The organism is Bradyrhizobium sp. F1.13.3 (assembly GCF_040548265.1).
Classification (GTDB): Bacteria; Pseudomonadota; Alphaproteobacteria; order Rhizobiales; family Xanthobacteraceae; genus Bradyrhizobium.
Genome location: NZ_JBEPRI010000006.1, coordinates 381,555 through 399,924, shown reverse-complemented (window position 1 = coordinate 399,924; position 18,370 = coordinate 381,555). Strand labels below are relative to the sequence as shown.

General features: G+C 63.2%; 13 protein-coding genes and 1 pseudogene. 8 read left to right on the top strand and 6 right to left on the bottom strand.

Going from position 1 to position 18,370, the window contains the following annotated elements:
• Positions 1-27 precede the first annotated feature (27 nt).
• From ABIB66_RS19400 to ABIB66_RS19375, 6 genes and pseudogenes are all read left to right on the top strand, one after another.
• On the top strand, positions 28-939 hold the full coding sequence (locus tag ABIB66_RS19400; protein ID WP_275171048.1) for an amino acid ABC transporter substrate-binding protein: 912 nt from the start codon (positions 28-30) through the stop codon (positions 937-939).
• Positions 940-1,067: 128 nt separating this feature from the next.
• Positions 1,068-1,799 carry an amino acid ABC transporter permease gene (locus ABIB66_RS19395; RefSeq protein WP_354061372.1) on the top strand — a complete coding sequence of 244 codons (732 nt, stop codon included), beginning with the start codon at positions 1,068-1,070 and terminating at the stop codon, positions 1,797-1,799.
• Between the two features lie 4 nt (positions 1,800-1,803).
• The gene (locus ABIB66_RS19390) at positions 1,804-2,496 is read left to right on the top strand and encodes an amino acid ABC transporter permease (protein WP_275171050.1); all 693 of its coding nucleotides are present in this window, start codon (positions 1,804-1,806) and stop codon (positions 2,494-2,496) included.
• Between the two features lie 8 nt (positions 2,497-2,504).
• Positions 2,505-3,236, top strand: coding sequence for an amino acid ABC transporter ATP-binding protein (locus ABIB66_RS19385; RefSeq protein ID WP_275171051.1), 732 nt, complete (start codon positions 2,505-2,507; stop codon positions 3,234-3,236).
• A gap of 203 nt (positions 3,237-3,439) precedes the next feature.
• Positions 3,440-4,300 (top strand): D-amino-acid transaminase, encoded by an 861-nt coding sequence (locus tag ABIB66_RS19380; RefSeq protein WP_354255234.1) that lies wholly within the window; start codon positions 3,440-3,442, stop codon positions 4,298-4,300.
• A 51-nt stretch (positions 4,301-4,351) separates the two neighbouring features.
• Positions 4,352-4,477, top strand: a pseudogene (locus ABIB66_RS19375) (LysR family transcriptional regulator); the annotation flags it as partial.
• On the opposite strand, the gene iaaH reads toward ABIB66_RS19375, so the two are convergent.
• Positions 4,472-5,896 carry an indoleacetamide hydrolase gene (iaaH, locus tag ABIB66_RS19370; protein WP_354208290.1) on the bottom strand — a complete coding sequence of 475 codons (1,425 nt, stop codon included), beginning with the start codon at positions 5,894-5,896 and terminating at the stop codon, positions 4,472-4,474. The pseudogene ABIB66_RS19375 and the gene iaaH sit on opposite strands and share 6 nt — an antisense overlap.
• Positions 5,897-5,972: 76 nt before the next feature.
• The gene (locus ABIB66_RS19365) at positions 5,973-9,422 is read right to left on the bottom strand and encodes an indolepyruvate ferredoxin oxidoreductase family protein (protein WP_354255231.1); all 3,450 of its coding nucleotides are present in this window, start codon (positions 9,420-9,422) and stop codon (positions 5,973-5,975) included.
• Between the two features lie 153 nt (positions 9,423-9,575).
• Here ABIB66_RS19365 and ABIB66_RS19360 point away from each other — a divergent pair, with 153 nt between their 5' ends.
• Positions 9,576-10,031 (top strand): Lrp/AsnC family transcriptional regulator, encoded by a 456-nt coding sequence (locus ABIB66_RS19360; RefSeq protein WP_354208288.1) that lies wholly within the window; start codon positions 9,576-9,578, stop codon positions 10,029-10,031.
• 116 nt (positions 10,032-10,147) lie between these two features.
• Here ABIB66_RS19360 and ABIB66_RS19355 read toward each other — a convergent pair whose 3' ends face one another.
• The 3 genes from ABIB66_RS19355 to ABIB66_RS19345 are packed head-to-tail and all read right to left on the bottom strand — an operon-like array spanning position 10,148 to position 13,438.
• A complete protein-coding gene (locus tag ABIB66_RS19355; RefSeq protein WP_354208287.1) occupies positions 10,148-10,933 on the bottom strand; it encodes a fumarylacetoacetate hydrolase family protein in 786 nt (261 codons plus the stop codon).
• Between the two features lie 15 nt (positions 10,934-10,948).
• On the bottom strand, positions 10,949-12,316 hold the full coding sequence (locus ABIB66_RS19350; RefSeq protein WP_354208286.1) for an LLM class flavin-dependent oxidoreductase: 1,368 nt from the start codon (positions 12,314-12,316) through the stop codon (positions 10,949-10,951).
• Positions 12,317-12,337: 21 nt separating this feature from the next.
• Entirely contained in the window at positions 12,338-13,438 is a 1,101-nt protein-coding gene (locus ABIB66_RS19345; RefSeq protein WP_502918327.1) for an Ldh family oxidoreductase, read from the bottom strand.
• A gap of 235 nt (positions 13,439-13,673) precedes the next feature.
• Here ABIB66_RS19345 and ABIB66_RS19340 point away from each other — a divergent pair, with 235 nt between their 5' ends.
• On the top strand, positions 13,674-17,789 hold the full coding sequence (locus tag ABIB66_RS19340; protein ID WP_354208284.1) for a bifunctional diguanylate cyclase/phosphodiesterase: 4,116 nt from the start codon (positions 13,674-13,676) through the stop codon (positions 17,787-17,789).
• On the opposite strand, the gene ABIB66_RS19335 is transcribed toward ABIB66_RS19340, so the two are convergent.
• A complete protein-coding gene (locus tag ABIB66_RS19335; RefSeq protein WP_354208283.1) occupies positions 17,763-18,104 on the bottom strand; it encodes a hypothetical protein in 342 nt (113 codons plus the stop codon). The genes ABIB66_RS19340 and ABIB66_RS19335 overlap by 27 nt on opposite strands.
• Positions 18,105-18,370 lie beyond the last annotated feature (266 nt).

The following is an 18,370-nucleotide window of genomic DNA, read 5'->3' as shown; positions in this document are numbered from 1 at the left end:
GGCATCATCCTGAAAGGGGACCAAAAAGTGAAACATTTCCGTAGCATCGGCCTCGCGCTCGCCGCGACCTTCGCCGTCGGCCAGGCCGGGGCCCAGGAGCTGACCGGCACGCTCAAGAACATCAAGGACACCGGCGCCATTACGCTCGGCTTCCGCGACTCCTCGATCCCGTTCTCATATCTCGACGACAACCAGAAGCCCATCGGGTTCGCGATGGACATCTGCTACAAGATCGTCGACGCCGTGAAGAAGGAGCTCAAGCTCGACAAGCTCGAGGTCAAGCTCAACCCGGTAACCTCGGCGACGCGTATTCCGCTGATGGCGAACGGCACCATCGACCTCGAATGCGGTTCGACCACCAACAACGCCGAGCGCCAGAAGCAGGTCGCCTTCACCAACACCCATTACCTGACTGCCAGCCGCTACGTCTTCAAGAAGTCGAGCGGCCTGAAGTCGATCGACGATCTCAAGGGCAAGACGGTGGTCTCGACCGCCGGCACCACCAACATCAAGCAGCTCACCGAAGCCAATGTTGCGAAAAGCCTCGGCGCCAACATCATCCCGGCCAAGGACCACGCCGAATCCTTCCTGATGGTCGAGACCGACCGCGCCGTCGCCTTCGTGATGGACGACATCCTGCTCGCGAGCCTCGTGGCCGGCTCGAAGTCGCCCGACGACTACGTCATCTCCAAGGACGCGTTCTCCAAGCCTGAGCCCTACGGCATCATGCTGCGCAAGGACGACGCGCCGTTCAAGAAGGTGGTCGATGCGGCGACCGCCGCGCTCTACACCTCCGGCGAAGGCCAGAAGATCTACGAGAAGTGGTTCACCCAGAAGATTCCGCCGAAGGGGCTTAACCTCAACACCCCGATCTCGGCCGAGCTGAAGAACGAGTTCGCGAAACCTTCGGACTCGCCAAACCCGGACGACTATAAGTAAGCTGAGTTGTTCGCCTCTCCCCGCTTGCGGGGAGAGGCAGCATATTCCAGCCATTCTGGAGGGAGAGTGGCCGGACATTTGCATAGGCGCCAGGACATCCATGACTGGCGCGTTCGCGCGGGGGACACGTGAACTACCACTGGAACTGGGGAATTTTCTTCGAGCCGAACCCGATGGGGACCGGCACCTATCTCGACATGCTGTTGTCGGGCCTGGTGCTGACCCTCAAGACGGGTGCGCTCGCCTGGATCATCGCGCTGATCATGGGCTCGATCGTCGGCGTGATGCGCACGCTGCCGTCCAAGGGCGCGAACTGGTTCGGCTTTGCCTATGTCGAGTTCTTCCGCAATATGCCGCTGCTGGTGCAGCTCTTCCTGTGGTTTTTCGTGCTGCCGGAAGTGTTGCCAAGGTCCGCGGGATTGTGGTTGAAGCAACTGCCGAATGCGCCGTTCTGGACGGCGGCGATCGGCATCGGCTTCTTCATGTCGGCGCGCGTCGCCGTGCAATTGCAGGCCGGCATCGGATCGCTCCCGCGCGGGCAGAAGATGGCGGCGACCGCGCTCGGCCTGACGACCCTGCAGGCTTATCGCTACATCTTGCTGCCGATGGCGTTCCGCATCATCCTGCCGCCGCTGACGTCCGAGTTCCTCAACACCATCAAGAACACGGCTGTGGCCATCACCATCGGTTTGCTTGAGCTGACCGGACAAGCGCGCTCCATGCAGGAATTCTCGTTCCAGGTGTTCGAGGCCTTCACCGCCGCGACCCTTCTCTATCTCCTCGTCAACGCCGTCGTCGTGACCGCGATGCGCTTCCTCGAGCGCTACGTCGCGATCCCCGGCTACATCACGGGGAAATAGCGCCATGTTCAGCAATTTTGATTTCGGGGTCATCATCCGCACGCTGCCCTATCTATTCTATGAGGGCATGACGTTCACGCTGATGCTGACCGGGCTTGCTGCACTCGGCGGCCTTGTCTTCGGCACGGCGATCGCGCTGATGCGGCTGTCCGGCTACAAGGTGCTAGGCCGCATCGCGGGCGTCTATGTCGACTTCATGCGCTCGCTGCCGCTGGTGCTGGTGATCTTCTGGTTCTACTTCCTGGTGCCTTATATCGGGCAGTGGGTGACCGGCGCGTCGCGCCCGATCAGCGTCGGCGCGTTCGCATCCTCGCTCATCACCTTCATCATGTTCGAGGCCGCGTACTTTTCCGAGATCATGCGTGCCGGCATCCAGTCGATCTCGCGCGGCCAACCGGCCGCAGCCAACGCGCTTGGCCTGACCTACGCCCAGACCATGCGCTACGTTGTGTTGCCGCAGGCCTTCCGCAACATGCTGCCGGTCCTGATCACGCAGACCATCGTGCTGTTCCAGGACACCTCACTGGTCTACGTGCTGTCGATCACCGATTTCCTCGGTGCGGCAAGCAAGGTCGCACAGCGCGACGGCCGTCTGGTCGAAATGTATCTGTTCGCAGCAATCGTCTACTTCACCATTTCCTGTGTCGCGTCCTTCGGCGTTCGCCGCCTGCAGGCGCGCATCGCCATCATTCGATAGAGTCTGTCATGATCGAGATCAGCCACGTCGACAAATGGTACAGCCCGAGCTTCCAGGTGCTGACCGACTGCACCACGAGCGTCTCCAAGGGCGAGGTGGTCGTGGTCTGCGGCCCGTCGGGATCAGGCAAGTCGACGCTGATCAAATGCGTCAATGCGCTGGAGCCGTTCCAGAAAGGCGACATCAGCGTCGATGGCACCAAGGTCAACGATCCCAAGACCAATCTGCCCAAGCTGCGCTCGCGTGTCGGCATGGTGTTTCAACACTTCGAGCTGTTTCCGCATCTGAAGATCATCGACAATCTCTGCCTCGCACAGCAGAAGGTGCTCGACCGGTCGCGCGACAAGGCGATGGTGAAAGGCATGCAGCTGCTGGAGCGCGTCGGCCTGAAGGAACAGGCGCAAAAGTATCCCGCGAACCTGTCCGGTGGCCAGCAGCAGCGGGTGGCGATCGCTCGCGCGCTCGCAATGGACCCCATTGTCATGCTGTTTGACGAGCCGACCTCGGCGCTCGACCCCGAAATGGTGAGCGAGGTGCTCGACGTCATGGTGGACCTCGCCCATGAGGGCATGACCATGATGGTCGTCACCCACGAGATGGGCTTTGCCCGCAAGGTTGCCAACCGCGTGATCTTCATGGATCGGGGCGAGATCGTCGAGGACGCCCCGAAGGACGATTTCTTCGGCAAGCCCCGCAGCGACCGCGCGCAGAAGTTCTTGTCGAAGATCCTGTCGCATTAACCCTGTCGTCATTCCGGGACGCGCGCCTCTTGGCGCGGGCCCTGAATCCATATCCCAGACTGGTGGCTATGGATTCTCAGATGCGCAATTGCGTATCAAAGCTCGTCGCTTCGCGACGCCCCGGAATGACGAATAGAGGGGTGATCGGCCGCGGCAACTGGCGTATAAGCGCACAAAATCCCTTTTCCCCCAGGAGACCTGCCTTGGATCCGATCGCCTATGTCAACGGCTCATTCGTCCCGCTTTCGGACGCCAAAATTTCGGTCCTCGATCGCGGCTTCCTGTTTGCCGACGGCATCTATGAGGTCTCGGCCGTGCTCGACGGCAAGCTGGTCGACAATGCCTCGCATCTGGCGCGGCTTGAGCGCTCGGTCGGCGAGATCCAGCTGAAGCTGCCCGAGACGGTCGAGCGTATCACCGAGCTCCAGAAGGAGCTGATCGCGCGCAACAAGGTCGAGAACGGCCTCGTCTATCTCCAGGTCACCCGCGGCGCCGACAAGGGCCGCGACTTCGCTTTCCCCAAGGGCGACGTCAAGTCGAGCCTGGTGATGTTCACGTCGGAGAAGGACATCATCAACGCCGCCTCGGCCAAGAGCGGTATCAACGTGATCACCGTGCCTGACATCCGTTGGGAGCGGCGTGACATCAAGAGCGTGGCATTGCTGGCGCAGGTGCTCGCGAAGCAGGCCGCGGCCGAAGCGGGTGCGGGCGAAGCCTGGATGCTGGAGGACGGCTACGTCACCGAAGGCGGCTCGTCCTCGGCGTTCATTCTCACCAAGGACGACGTCATCGTGACCCGCAAGAACTCCAACGCGATCCTGCCGGGCTGCACCCGCAAGGCGGTGGTGGCGCTGGCGGAAGAGCGTCAGCTCCGCGTCGAGGAGCGTTCCTTCACGGTCGCCGAGGCGCTCGCCGCCAAGGAAGCCTTTGCCACCTCGGCGTCGCTGTTCGTCCAGCCGGTGGTTGCGATCGACGGCAAGAAGATCGGCGATGGCAAGCCCGGCCCGCTTGCCGCGCGGTTGCGCGAGATCTACGTGGAGTTCGCCAAGGCGACGGCGGTTTAAGCACACACCCGGTGTCCTCGCCCGCGAAAGGCGGGCGAGCCAATACTCCGCGTCGAGATGTCGATGAACGCGGTTTATCCGCACCGGCATCATCTGTCGGCGAAGGTCAGGACCTTCATCGACGTGCTCGTGCATCACAGCGCCGAGCAGCAGAAGCTGATCAATCCCTATTCATGATCGGGGTGGCGCCGGCAGCCGGCCGAATACTTTTTCAAGAGCCATGCCGAGCGCAAGCAGGCGGCGATCGCTGCTCGCGGGGCCATCCAGTTCGAGCCCGATCGGAAGTTTGCTGACCGCGCCGAGCGCAATCGGGATCTGGATTCCGGGAATTCCGCCATTGCTGCCGGGATCGGTGTTCTGGATGAACAGGCCGAAATTTTCGAGGCTGCTGGAGTCGGGATTGGAAGCAATCGCCACGCGCGGCGTGGTCGGGAAGGCGATGGCATCGAGCCGGTTGTCGGCGAAAGTCCTGCTGTAGAGCGCCTGCATGGCGGGGCGCGCGGTCCTGACGGCAGCGTCATAGATCGGCGCGGCGTCGACCAGCGTATTGTCTGGACCAGGCAGCTTGCGCGGGATCACGAGGCCGTCATAGGTGCCCTTGACGTCGGGGCTCGCGATCTCCCGCGCCAGTGCGTCGATGGTGATGCCGGTGCCGGTGTGCGCGAGATAGGCCACCATGTCGTCATAGGCCTCGTACAACGCGACGGGAAAGCCGATTTGGCCGTTGAGTTCGGCCAAATGCGGCATTTCGATCTCGACCACCGTGACGCCCTGCGCTTTCAGTTTCGCGACCGCCGCCTGGAACGCGGCATCGGTGTCGGTATCGAGATTGATCAGCATCGACCGCACGATGCCGATGCGCATCTGCTTCAGATCGGCTGGCTGATTGGCTTCGCCACCCGCAATGATGCGGTCGAGCAGTTCGACATCCGCCATGGTCGCGGCCATCGGGCCCGCGGTGTCGCGGGTGTGCGAAATCGGCACAATGCCAGCTTGCGGATAGCGGCCGATGGTCGGGCGCAGCGACGCGCATCCGTTCAGCGCAGCCGGCACCCTGACCGATCCGCCAGTGTCGGTGCCGAGACCGCCCGCGACGATCCGCGCGCCGATCGCGGCGCCCGTTCCGGAGGAAGAGCCGCCCGCGATCAGGGCACGGTCATAGGCGTTGCGCACGCCGAACTCCGCGCCGGTCTTGAACGCGGTGTTGTAGCCGGAGATGCCGAAGGCGAGCTCGTGCATGCTGGTCTTGCCGATGATGACCGCGCCCGCCGCGCGCAACTTTGTGACCACCGGCGCGTCGGCCCTCGGAACGTAATGTTTCAGCGCTGGCGTTCCTGCGCTGCAGGGGAGCCCCGCGACCTCGATATTGTCCTTGATCACGATGGGAACGCCGCCGAGCGGCTTGTACTTGTTGTCGTTCGCGTCGAATGCGGCCGCAGCCTTCAGGGCGCCGGCCTCGTGCAGGATGACGAAAGCATTCAGATCGGCATTGGCCTTGGCACGGGCGAGAGCTTCCGTCGTGAGCGCGGTGCTGGTGATTTTTCCGGCGCGGAGGTCGGCCACAGCCTGGGTCAGGGTCAACTGGTCGAAATCCATGAGGCGTCACCCGGTTGCAGGAGCGCCATCAGGGCGCGCCTTCGGCTCCAGAGGCTGAAGCCTCGTCGGCGCTCCGTCAACCGTAGGCTTGCATCTTTGCAGGTGATGGGGCGTCGAGCTCGGCGAACAGCCGTTCGACCTCGGCCTTCACCTTCCCGATCGCGGCGTCCTTAACCGGCCCGTAGCCGCGGATCTCCGTCGGCGTTTTTGCAATGGCGACCAGACTTGGCAGATGCGCCGCGTCGAGCCCGCCGAGCAGCCGCTCGATGACGCCATCGTACCAGGTGATCAGTTCCCGCTCGGCGCGCCGTTCCGCCGTGTAGCCGAACGGATCGAACGGCGTGCCGCGCAATCCCTTCAATCGCGCCAGCATGGCCAGCGGCATCTGGATCCACTGCCCAAAGCTGCGTTTGCGCGGACGACCGCGGTCGTCGCGCCTTGAGGGCAGGAACGGTGGGGCGAGGTGATATCGGACGCTGAATTCGCCTTCGAATTCGCCTTTCAATTCGTCGAGGAAACCACTCTGCATGTGCAGCCGCGCCACCTCGTACTCGTCCTTGTAGGCCATCAGCTTGAACAGGGCGCGTGCGACCGCCTCGGTCAATGCCTCGCTATTCAGGTTGGCTTCGGCATGCCGAACATTTGCAATGAGTGCTCGATAGCGCGCTGCATAGGCATCGTTCTGATAGGCCGTGAGGAAGTCGGCGCGGCGGTCAATCAGTTGGTCGAGCGTCTCGGCCTTGGGCGCTTCATGCACCTTGGGCAAGAAGTCCGGATCGGCGGCCGCGACCCGGCCCCAGGCAAAGGCTTGCTTGTTGCTTTCGACCGCGACTCCGTTGAGCTCGATCGCGCGCAACAGCGCCGACAGCGAGATCGGCAACAGCCCGCGCTGCCAGGCAAAACCCAGCATGACGATGTTGGCATAGACGGCATCGCCGAGCAGGCGCTCGGCCAGCGCGTTGGCGTTGATGGTGTCGAGATTGCCGTCGCCGATCACCTGGCCGATCGCGCGCAGGCGGGCGGGTGAGGCGAGGTCGGCGTCGCGGAAACGGACGACGTCGCCGGTCGGCATCTCGGCGGTGTTGACCGCGGCGCGCGTGCCTTTTCGATAGGTGCCGGACGCCTTCGGCGAGGAGCTGACGACGAGGTCGCAACCGATAAGCGCATCGGCCGCACCCTGGTCGACCCGGACCTGGTGTAATGCATCGGGGGATGCGGCCAGCCGGATGTAGCTCAGCACCGGCCCGAATTTCTGCGCAAAGCCGGTAAAATCCAGCACCGAGACGCCGTTTCGCTCGAGATGCGCCGCCATGCCGATCAGCGCGCCGACAGTGATCACGCCGGTGCCGCCGACGCCGGTGACGAGCAGGTCATATGGCCGGTCGAGCGTTGCGGGCGCGGGCAGGGGAAGCGTGGCCGCGTGGCCGACCGCGTCAATCCGGCTTGCGCCCTTCTTCCGGCGCGTCGCGCCTTCAACGGTGACGAAGCTCGGGCAGAACCCGTTGAGGCAGGAGAAGTCCTTGTTGCAGGATGAGAGGTTGATCCGCCGCTTCCGGCCGAAGGGTGTCTCCTTGGGCTCGACGCTGAGGCAGTTGGATTCGACCGAGCAGTCGCCGCAGCCCTCGCAGACGAGATCGTTGATATAGGCGAAGCGTTTGGGGTCAGCCATCTGTCCACGCTTACGGCGACGCCGTTTCTCTGTCGCACAGGTCTGCTGATAGATCAGCACCGAGACGCCGGGGATATCGCGCAGCTCGCGCTGCGCACTGTCCATCTCTTCGCGCCGATGGATGGACACGCCGACCGGAAGATCGCCTGGCGAAAATTGCGCTGGATCGTCCGACACCAGCGCGATGCGCGCGACGCCCTCGGCGCGGACGCTGTGCGCGATGGCGTGGACACTGATCGGGCCGTCGACGGGTTGGCCGCCGGTCATCGCGACGGCATCGTTGAACAGGATCTTATAGGTGATGTTGGCTTTGGCCGCGATCGACTGCCGGATCGCCATCGAACCCGAATGGTAATAGGTGCCTTCGCCGAGATTCTGGAAAACGTGCTTGTTGCCGGTGAAGCGTGACGAGGCGGCCCAGTTCACGCCTTCACCGCCCATCTGGATCAGCGACGAGGTCTCGCGGTCCATCCAGCTCGCCATGAAATGACAGCCGATGCCGGCCAGCGCCTTCGACCCCTCCGGCACTTTGGTCGAAATGTTGTGCGGGCATCCGGAGCAGAAATACGGCGTGCGCGTCGCACCGCTGACGTTGATCGTGCGCGCGGCCTCAGGCATCAAGCCGGCTGCGCGTGCGCCGAGATTGAGGCTTGGGAACATCGGATCGAGTCGGCGTGCGAGCACCCCAGCGAGCGCGCGCGGTGACAATTCGCCGATCCAGGAGATCAGCCGCGCGCCGGTCTCGTCGTGCTTGCCCACCATGCGCTCGGGTTTTTCGCCCGGAAAATCGTAAAAATATTCCTTGAACTGGCTTTCCATGATGCCGCGCTTCTCCTCGACTACGAGGATCTCGCGCTTGCCCTTCACGAACGCCATTGCGTCGTGCAGCGCCAGCGGCCAGACCATGCCGACCTTGTAGATGTCGATGCCGATGCTGCGGCAGGCTGCTTCGTCGAGACCCATCAGCCGCAGCGCTTCCATCAGATCGAGATGCGCTTTGCCCGTGGTGACGATGCCGTAGGTGGCGTCCGGGATGTCGTAGATGTGACGGTCGATCGGATTGGCCTTTGCGAAGGCGTAGACCGCATGCTTCTTCGCCTCCAGCCGCTCCTCGATCTGCGGCCCCGGCAGATCGGGCCAGCGATAGTGCAGGCCGCCGGGTGGCGGCGTGAAGTCCGGCGTATGGAAGGCGCGTAGCGGGCGCAGCGCGACGGAGGCGCCGGATTCCACGATCTCCGAGATCGCCTTGAAGCCGACCCACATGCCGGTGAAGCGGCTCAGCGCGTAGCCATATTCACCGAATTCGAGATATTCGCTGACGCTTGCGGGGTGGAGCGTCGGCATGAACCAGCTCATGAAAGCGACGTCGGACTGGTGCGGCATCGAGGACGAGACGCAGCCATGGTCGTCGCCAGCGACCACCAGAACGCCGCCATGCGGTGACGAGCCGTAGGCATTGCCGTGTTTCAGCGCATCGCCGGAGCGATCGACGCCGGGACCCTTGCCATACCAGAGACCGAACACGCCATCGACCTCGCGGTCGGCTTGCGTCTCGACCTGTTGTGAGCCGAGCACCGCAGTCGCGGCAAGATCTTCGTTCACTGCGGGGAGGAATTCGATGCGGTCCCGCTTCAGTCGCTCCTGGATGCGCCACAGTTCGAGGTCGATCCCGCCGAGCGGCGAGCCGCGATAGCCTGAGATGAAGCCCGCCGTGTTCAGCCCCGCGGCACGGTCGCGCCGCACCTGGTCGAGCGCGATGCGGACGATGGCCTGCGTGCCGGTGAGGAAGACGCGACCTTCTTCGCGATCGTAGCGGTCGGAAAGCTCGTAAGGATCGAGAGACGGAATGGTGTCCATGCGGACCTCCCCACGGCATCCTTGCCGGATGGGAGAAGGGTAAGCCTGGGCAAGTGGTAGGTCTTACCTTTCTTTCCGGATGGTGCGCTTATTATGGTAGAGATATCCAATATGATCTACAGCGAGGTAAATTAATCCATTTCGGTGATTTTCATGATCGAAGATCAGGACGCGCGGATCCTCGCCTACCTTCAAAAGGACGGCCGCGCCACCAACCAGCAGCTCGCCGACGCGGTCGGCATGTCGACCTCGGCGTGCTGGCGCCGGGTGCGAGCGCTGGAGGAGAGCGGTGCCATCCAGGGCTACGCAGCCCTGGTCGCGCGCGAGCAGGCCGGCTTTGCGATGTCCGCGATCCTCCACGTCTCGCTGGAACGGCACGACGCAAAATTCGTCGACGAGTTCGTCGCGCGGGTGACTACGCGACGTGAGGTGCTGGAGTGCTTTGCGACGACAGGAGATGCCGATTACCATTTGCGCGTCGTCGTGCAGGACCTGGCGGCCTACAACAGATTCCTCGACCACTTCATGTTCCGCATTCCCGGCATTCGCTATGTGAGAAGCAATGTCGTGCTGAAGGAGATCAAGACCGGCGTGGCGCTGCCGTTTTGAGAGGCGCTGGCTTCCGTAGGGTGGGCAAGCGAAGCGTGCCCACCACTTCGTTTGCGGTCGCGGAAAGCTGGTGGGCACGGCGCAAGCGCGCCTTTGCCCACCCTACGACATCTCTGTTACCGCTCCTCGCGCACGAACCTGTTCCGCAGCGTCCCGATGCCGGTGATGTCGATCTCCACGACATCGCCGTGCTTGATGTCAGGCGAGGCACCATCCGTTCCCATCCAGATCACGTCGCCGGGCCATAACGTAAAGTATTTGGTCAGCTCGACCAGGAACGGCACCACGCCGAAGATCATGTCGTTGGTGTGAAAGCGGTTGGTCTCCTTGCCGTTGACCCGGACGATCGTCTGCATTTTGGCGAGATCGGCCTCGGTCTCGATCCATGGGCCCATCGGCTTGAACGTGTCGGCGTTCTTCGAGCGCCACAGGCTGCGGTCGGCCTTCTGCCAGCTCCGCTCGCTGACGTCGTTGCCGATGGTGTAGCCGAAGACGCAATCCATGGCTTTCTGTTTGGTGAGATGCTTGACCTTCTTGCCGATGACGACGACGAGTTCACCTTCGTAGTGGATCTTGTCCGTCGCAAAGGACGGGATCATGACCTCCTCGTCATGTGCGATCAGCGCATTCTGGGCGCGATAACCGATCTCGGGTCTGTCCGGCACTGCCGGCACCTCGCCCCGCTTGTCGGCGGCCTCCTTCAGGTGCTTCAGATAGTTCAGACCGACGCAGTAGAAGGTGCGCGGAATCAGCGGCAGCTCGATTCTAACCTGCGACAGCGGATGCGTGCGCGAGGTGCGTTGCCATTCGCCGAAGGGATCGCCGTCGACCGCAATAACCTGGTCGCCCTCGACGATTCCCCAGGACGTCTTGTCCGCGGCGGTGAATTTCAGCCAGCGCATGCCGTGTCTCCGTTGTTATTCCGCGGTATCGTACGGGTGCACTTTCCAGTCGCCGGCAGCCGGCCGCTTGAGCCCGAGATTTTCCCGCAGCGTCTTGCCGCGATATTCCTTCTGAAACAATCCGCGGCGCTGCAATTCCGGGACGATATGTTGCACGAAATCGGCATAGGAGCCGGGCACATAGGTCGCGGCGATGACAAAGCCGTCGCAGCCGCGCTCGACGAACATTTCTTCGAGCTTGTCCGCGATCTCCTTGGGGCCCCCGACCATCGCATCCTGGACCTGACCGCGGCCGGAAAAGGTGACGAAGTCGCGCGTGCTCGGATTGCTCTTGCCGGAGTTCTTGAGCACGCCGTCCCGGATGCCCAGAATGCCCTGCATGCTCTTCAACTCTTCCGTCGTCAGCGGCTCGTCGAGATCCTTGGAAGCGAAGTCGTAGTTGAGCGCTTCGGCCAGCAGCGACAGCGCATCGATCTGCAGCGGCAGCTTGTTGATCAGCGCCATCTTGTCTTCGGCCTCGGCTTTGGTCGCTGCGCACACGGGTGTCGTCAGGTTGCAGAGGAACATCGCCTCCGGATCGCGGCCGGCTTTCGCGGCCTCGTTACGCACCGACGCATAGCCTTCCTTGGCGGCGGCGAGATGGCGTGCAGCGGTGAAGATCACCTCGCCCCATCGTCCTGCAAAGCGCTGGCCGCGGCCGGACGCGCCGGCCTGGATGATCACGGGATGGCCCTGGTCGGAGCGCGGCACCGTGAAGGGACCGCGCGACTTGTAGAATGAGCCCTTGTGATCGAGCCGCTTTACTTTGGCCGGATCGGCGAAGCGGCCGCTGGTCTTGTCCATGATGAGCGCGCCGTCTTCCCAGGTGTCCCAATGGCCGAGCACGATCTCCATGAATTCGTCGGCCTTGTCGTAGCGGGAATCATGTTCGGGATGAGAGTCGCGCCCCATGTTGTGTGCCTCGCCGTCGTTGAGCGAGGTGACGACGTTCCACCCGGCGCGTCCGCCGGACATTAGGTCGAGCGTTGCGAAGCGGCGGGCGATGTCGAAAGGTTCGAAATAAGTCGTCGAGCCGGTCGCCCCCAACCCGAGCTTCTCTGTAACCATGCCCATCGTGGTCAGCACGATCAGCGGGTCCATCTTCACGCAACGGATGCCGTATTCGACGGTATGGGCGTGATCGTTGCCGTAGCGGTCCGGCATCGCGAGCCGGTCGTCGAAGAAGGCCATATGGAACTTGCCGGCTTCGAGGATTTTGGCGATCTCCTGATAATAATCCGCCGACATCGAATCGTCGCGCGAGTCCGGATGTCGCCACGAGCTCGGTAAATTCGTGCAGTTCTGGGCCTGAAGGAAGCCGACCAGTATCATCTGCCGCGTCATGCTGCTGTTCTCCGAATTGCGTCAGGCGAGGTCGAGGACCGTATCGAGCCTGTACTCGCGCGCCAGCGCGCGCAGCCTTTCCCAGGTCGCATCCTCGATCTCGATGCCGTCGCGCAGGCGCTGCTGCTCGCGCACGCCCTCGATCTCGCCGGGATAGAACACGCCATTGCTGCCCTCGGAGGGCGGGGTCGATTTGAGATAGCGTGCGAACTCGGCGACCTCGCGCTTGAAGTCCTGCAGCGGGCGAAACGCGGCGACGTTGAACACGGCCATGAAACAGCCGTCATTGTGCCGGCCCGTGGGCTCGACGCCGAAACCGAGGCCGGTGAGCAGGCCGCACAGGACCTCGACCATAGCGGCGAGACCGCTGCCCTTGTAACCCTCGGTTCCGCCTAGCGGCAGCAGCGCGCCGCCCTTGCGGTATTGGGTCGGATCGGTGGTGTGTCGTCCTTCGGCATCGATGATCCATCCCCTCGGAATCTCCTCGTCGCGGGCGACCGCGAGCTGGATCTTGCCGGCCGCGACCGCAGAGGTCGCCATGTCCAGGTAGAAGGGCGCATCGAGATCGGACGGCACCGCTATCGAGATCGGATTGGTGCCGAGCCGTGCCTCCTTGCCGCCGAACGGCGCCACGTGCTTCGGCGAGCGGCCAGAATCCGCCGTTGCGATCCCGATCATGCCTTCGCGCATCGCCATCAGCGGATAGGCGGCGAGGCGGCCGACATGGCTTTGCCGGAACACGGTGCAGGCGGCGACATTCGCCGTCTTCGCTTTCTCGATCGTCAGTGCCATCGCCTTGGCGTTGACGTGGAAGCCAAAACCCCACTGACCGTCGATCACGGTGGTCGTCGGCGATTCCCGGACGATGCTCCATTTGGCGCCGGGTACGATGTGGCCGGCCCTGATGCGGTCGATATAGGTGGGAACGGCGATCACGCCGTGGGAGTCGTGGCCGGCGAGATTGGCGTTGACGCAGCCGCTTGCGCACCGCGTCGGCCTCTTCCTCGGAAGCTCCGGCAGCACGAAGCAGCGCGGCGCTGATGCGCGTGAGGCGGTCGGCCTGGACGATCGGCATGGCGTTTCCCCGGCTGGTGCCCTTAACAGGCTGCTTGTTGGAGCCATGGTCTCAAAGCGCGGCTGCGATATCAATCTCCCGTAAACCAATACAGGGCTGCAAATTCGTAAACAGAACGCGTCTGTGGTCAAAACCGCCATCCCGTACAGCGGGATTTCGCGCCGGTTGTTTGCAGCTCGTTCACTTTGATCGACGGTTTGCGGGAACCAATAACCCCCACTTAGGCGATCGGCTCATAAGCTACCCGGGATAAAATGGCAGAAATGCCGGGGAGTTGAGATCGTGCAGGGGACCCTCGCGCGCACACTTGCAGCGTTGAGCGACATCAACGAAGCCATCCTTTACGCGAAATCGCCGGACGAGCTGTACCAGAAGGTCTGCGACGCCGGCTTTTCGAGTGGGGACTTCATGGCCGTCGCCGTCTTCCTGGCGGAGCCGGATGGCCCGCGGCTGCGGTTTGCGGCCGGCTGCGGTGACGACGTTTCGCGGCTGCGTGCGATCAAGATCACCACGGTGGCCGGCACGCCGGAGGGATCGGGCGTCGGCGGCGAAGCCTTTCGTAGCCAGGGGATCTGCATCAGCAACGATTACCTGAACGATCCTCGCTCGCTCGCGTGGCGCGAGGGCGCGGCCGGGGCGGGCGTCGGCGCAGCCGCGGCGCTTCCCCTGATCTGCGGCGGTCGCAGTATCGGGGTGTTGTATGTGACGCGCTCGGGGGCAGGCACGCTCGACGAGGCGATGGTCTCGCTGTTCGAGCGGATGTCGAGCAATATCTCACATGCGCTGGAGAATTTCGCGCGCGAGACAGCGCGCCTGGATGGTGAGCGGGCAGTGCGGCGGCTCAACCGCATGTTCGGCGCCCTCACTGCGACGAATGAAGCAATCCTGCACGCCAGCACTGAGCAAGACTTATATCAGCGGGTCTGCGACGCCGCTGTGTATAGCGGCAAATCGCTTGGCACTTTCGTTCTGCTGCACGAGCCGGATTCCGAATGGCTGACGCCGGTGGCAGCGACCGGACATAATCTGGATCTGATCAGACAGTCGCGCTACTCGATCGATCCGGAGAGTCCCTACGGCAAGGGCATCTCCGGTGAGGTGTTCCGGACCCAGAAAACGATCGTCGAGGACGACCTCCTCAATCGTACCAAGGGGACGACCTGGGAGCAGGCCAACGTCAATGCCGGCGCTGTCGCCTGCGTGGCTGCTCCCTTGATCAAGCGTGGCACCAGCATCGGCGTGCTGTTTTTCTTCGTGAGCAAAGCCTGGGCGAAAGACGAAGGCATCGTCGCACTGTTGCTGCGCATGACCGAAGCCGTATGCTTTGCGCTCGAGAACTTTGACCGCGACAAGGAGAAGGCTCAGATCGCCCTGGAGGAGGAACGGCTGGCGCGCATGTACGCGGCGCTAAGCGCGACGAACGAGGCCATTCTGCGGGCAAGGTCCCGCAGCGAACTGTTTGATCTGGTTTGCGAAGCCACGGTGCAGGGCGCGAAGTTCGCCTCGACCTCGATCGCGTTGCTCGACGGCGACGCGGGACTGCTTCGCGTTGTCGCATCTTTTGGTCCGAACGCCGCTGAGGTACGAACCTTCAGATTGCCGGTCAGCGACAAGGTGCCGGAGGGACGTGGGCTGACCGGCACTGCGTTCCGGACGCGGCAGGCCTGCATCAGCAACGACATCCTGGCAGACGCGCGCCTCGAGCCTTGGCACGCGAGCGCGCGTCGCAATGGCATTGCGTCGTCAACCGCGCTGCCGCTGTTCAACGGCGACAGGGTCGAAGGGGTATTCCTGTTCAACTCGCGCGAGCTCGGCACTTTCACGGACGAGTTCGTCGAGCTGCTGCGCAAGCTCCAAGCCAACGTCGCCTTTGCGCTGGAGAACTTCGATCGGGCCGACGAAAAAGCGCGGGCCGACAAGCAGCGTGACCGCCTGAGTGGCATGTTCGAGGCGCTGAGCGCGACCAACGAAGCCATCATGCGCGCCAAGACGCGCGAGGAGCTGTTCGAGGTCGCGTGCCAAGCCGCGGTGCTCGGCGGCGTGTTCGCCTCTGCGACAATCGCCATTATGGACGACAAACGTGAACTCGTCCGGGTGGTCGCCGTGAAGGGACGCCTTCAGGAACGAATGGTGGGACGCACCTGCGGTGTTTCCGCCGACCATCCTGAGGGCCAGGGAATCATAGGGATGTCGCTGCGGACCCACCGGGCCAGTGTCATTAACGACTATCAGAACGATCCGCGATCGATGCACTGGCATTCCAAGGCGATCGAGGATGGAACCCGTGCTGCTGCCAGCTTCCCACTGCTGCGGGCCGGCCAGGAGCCGATTGGCATCCTGCTTTTCCTCGCACCTGAAGAGAATACGTTCACACCCGATCTGGTCGAACTGCTCGGACGCCTGGCTGAAAACGTCTCTTTCGCCCTCGACAATTTCGATCGTGCCGAGGAGAAGGCCCGTACCGAGGCGCAGAAGGAACGCCTGACGCGCATGTTTGCGTCTCTGAGCGCCACCAACGAAGCGATCATGCGGGCGAAGTCGCGCGCCGAACTGTTCGACCTCGTCTGCCTTGCCGCCTCGAATGGCGCAAAATTCACATCGACCACTATTGCACTGTCGAGGGCCGACAGCGACCAGCTGGAGATCGTGTCGAGCGCCGGACCATCGTCTGACACCACGCGCAATGTCCGCCTGTCAATCGACCCCGACCGTCCCGAGGGGCGCGGAATGAGCGGCACGGCGTTCCGCACCCGCCAGCCCTGCATCAGCAACGACTATCTCAACGACGATCGCGTTCGCGCCTTCCATGCCATTGTCCGCAACGACGGCGCGCGGTCGGGCGCGGCTTTTCCGCTCGTCGCGCACGATCAGGCCGTCGGCGTCATGATCTATATGTCCACTGAGCCGGGCACCTTCACGGCCGAGTTCGTTGAGCTGTTGCAGCGCCTCGCCGACAACGTCTCCTTCGCGATGGAGAATTTCGACCGGGCCGACGAGAAAAACGAGGCCGACGAGCGGATCGAATACCTCGCTTCGCACGACAGCCTGACCGACCTGCCGAACCGCGAGACCTTCAACGCGCTGCTGCATGAGGCGATCGACGAAGCGCAGCGCCACGATCACCGCTTTGCGGTGCTGTTCATCGACCTCGACCGTTTCAAGGTCATCAACGATTCGCTGGGCCACGAGGCTGGCGATCTGCTCCTGCTCGAAGTGGCCAACCGGCTGCGTGGTGCGCTGCGGGCAAGCGACGTGGTGGCGCGGCTCGGCGGAGACGAGTTCGTTGTGATCCTCGATCAATGTGGCGAGATCGATAACGTGCAGCGCATCGCGAACGAGCTGTTGACGGCGCTTGCCGAACCCATGGAGCTAGCGGGGCATGAGTGCCACACCACGGCCTCGATCGGCATCGCGATGTATCCAACCAACGGCTCCGACGCACAGACGCTGACCAAGAACGCCGATATGGCGATGTATCTCGCCAAGGAGGACGGCAAGAACGGCTACCGCTTCTTCTCCAAAGAAGTGAAGACGCAGTCGATCGAGCGGCTGTCGCTGGAGAGCGCGCTGCGCCGGGCGCTGGAGCGCGATCAATTCACTTTGAACTACCAGCCCAAGGTGGACATGGAGACCGGCCAGATCACGGGCGTGGAAGCCCTGCTGCGCTGGACGCACCCCGATCTCGGCAGCATCTCGCCGGCGCAGTTCATTCCGCTTGCGGAAGAGACCGGATTGATCGTGCCGATCGGCCGCTGGGTGGTGAAGGAGGCCTGCGCGCAGGCCATGGCCTGGCAGCGCCGCGGCCTGTTGCCGGTGTCGATGGCGGTCAACCTGTCACCGCGACAGTTTGTCGACGAGCATCTGTTGCAGGACGTCGATGAGGCGCTGGCCGCCAGCGGCATGTCACCCGTGCTGCTCCAGTTGGAGGTCACTGAGAGCATGATGATGCGCAACGTCGGGCGCGCGCTCAAGGTGCTCGACGCCATCCAGAGCCGCGGCATTCGCTTGGCGATTGACGATTTCGGGACGGGCTATTCGTCGATGTCGCTGATGAAGCATTTCCCGATCGACACCATCAAGATCGACCGCTCCTTCGTGCGCGACTTGCCACAGGACGCGGAGGATCAGGCGATCGCGCAGGCGATCATCAGCATGGGCAAGGCGCTCGGCATGACCGTGGTGGCGGAAGGCGTCGAGAACGCCGAACAGGAGGCGTTCCTGCGCGCCCATGGCTGCGACGAGATGCAGGGCTTCCTGATCTCCAAGCCCGTGCCGGCGCGGGAGATGGCCGAGCTGCTGCGGCCGATGGAGGTGCCGGTCGCGCCGCCGCTCCAGCCGGAGCCGGACCATGTCGCCACCGAGGCCGCGGCGCTACGCTTGAAAAGCGCTGTCGTCTGAGGGCTGCGGGTGCAGCTCGCGGATGTCCTCGCCCCTGATCTCTGCCTTGCGTGGAAAATGATCCGGCCAGGGAAGCGAGGTTTGTTCGGCGAAGAGCGTGATAAGGACATGCGCTCCTTCGGCGAAGCTCGAGCCCTCGCCAAGGCCGAGCTCACGACACCAGGCCTGGCGCATCGGCTCATGCGTGTCGAACACCGCCATTGCCGGACCCCACCACCAGGCCGGCGCCGGCGATCGTTCGTCCTCCGGCACGGCATGCCAGAGGACGAGCTCGTCCATCATGCGCTCGAATTGCAGGCTTGCGGCCTGATGCATTCGTTCCGTGCTCCCTTGGGTCGCGCCTGAAAGCAGGCCGATGCGCGGACTCGATCGTGGCCTTCGCTGAGAAAAGCTGGCTCGCGCTATCGGCTGAGCCCATTGCGCCGCTTGTGTCGGCGGCCATAAAAAAACATGCGGCGGCCGGGAAAGTTGCCGACGCCGACTGTGACAGTCTCTTTAGCCGCTTATGAGCCCGGCCCGCAAGGCGCAATACCGGCGGCGCTGGCATTGAAATAGCGCAGGCGGGGCTGGTAACCGTCGGC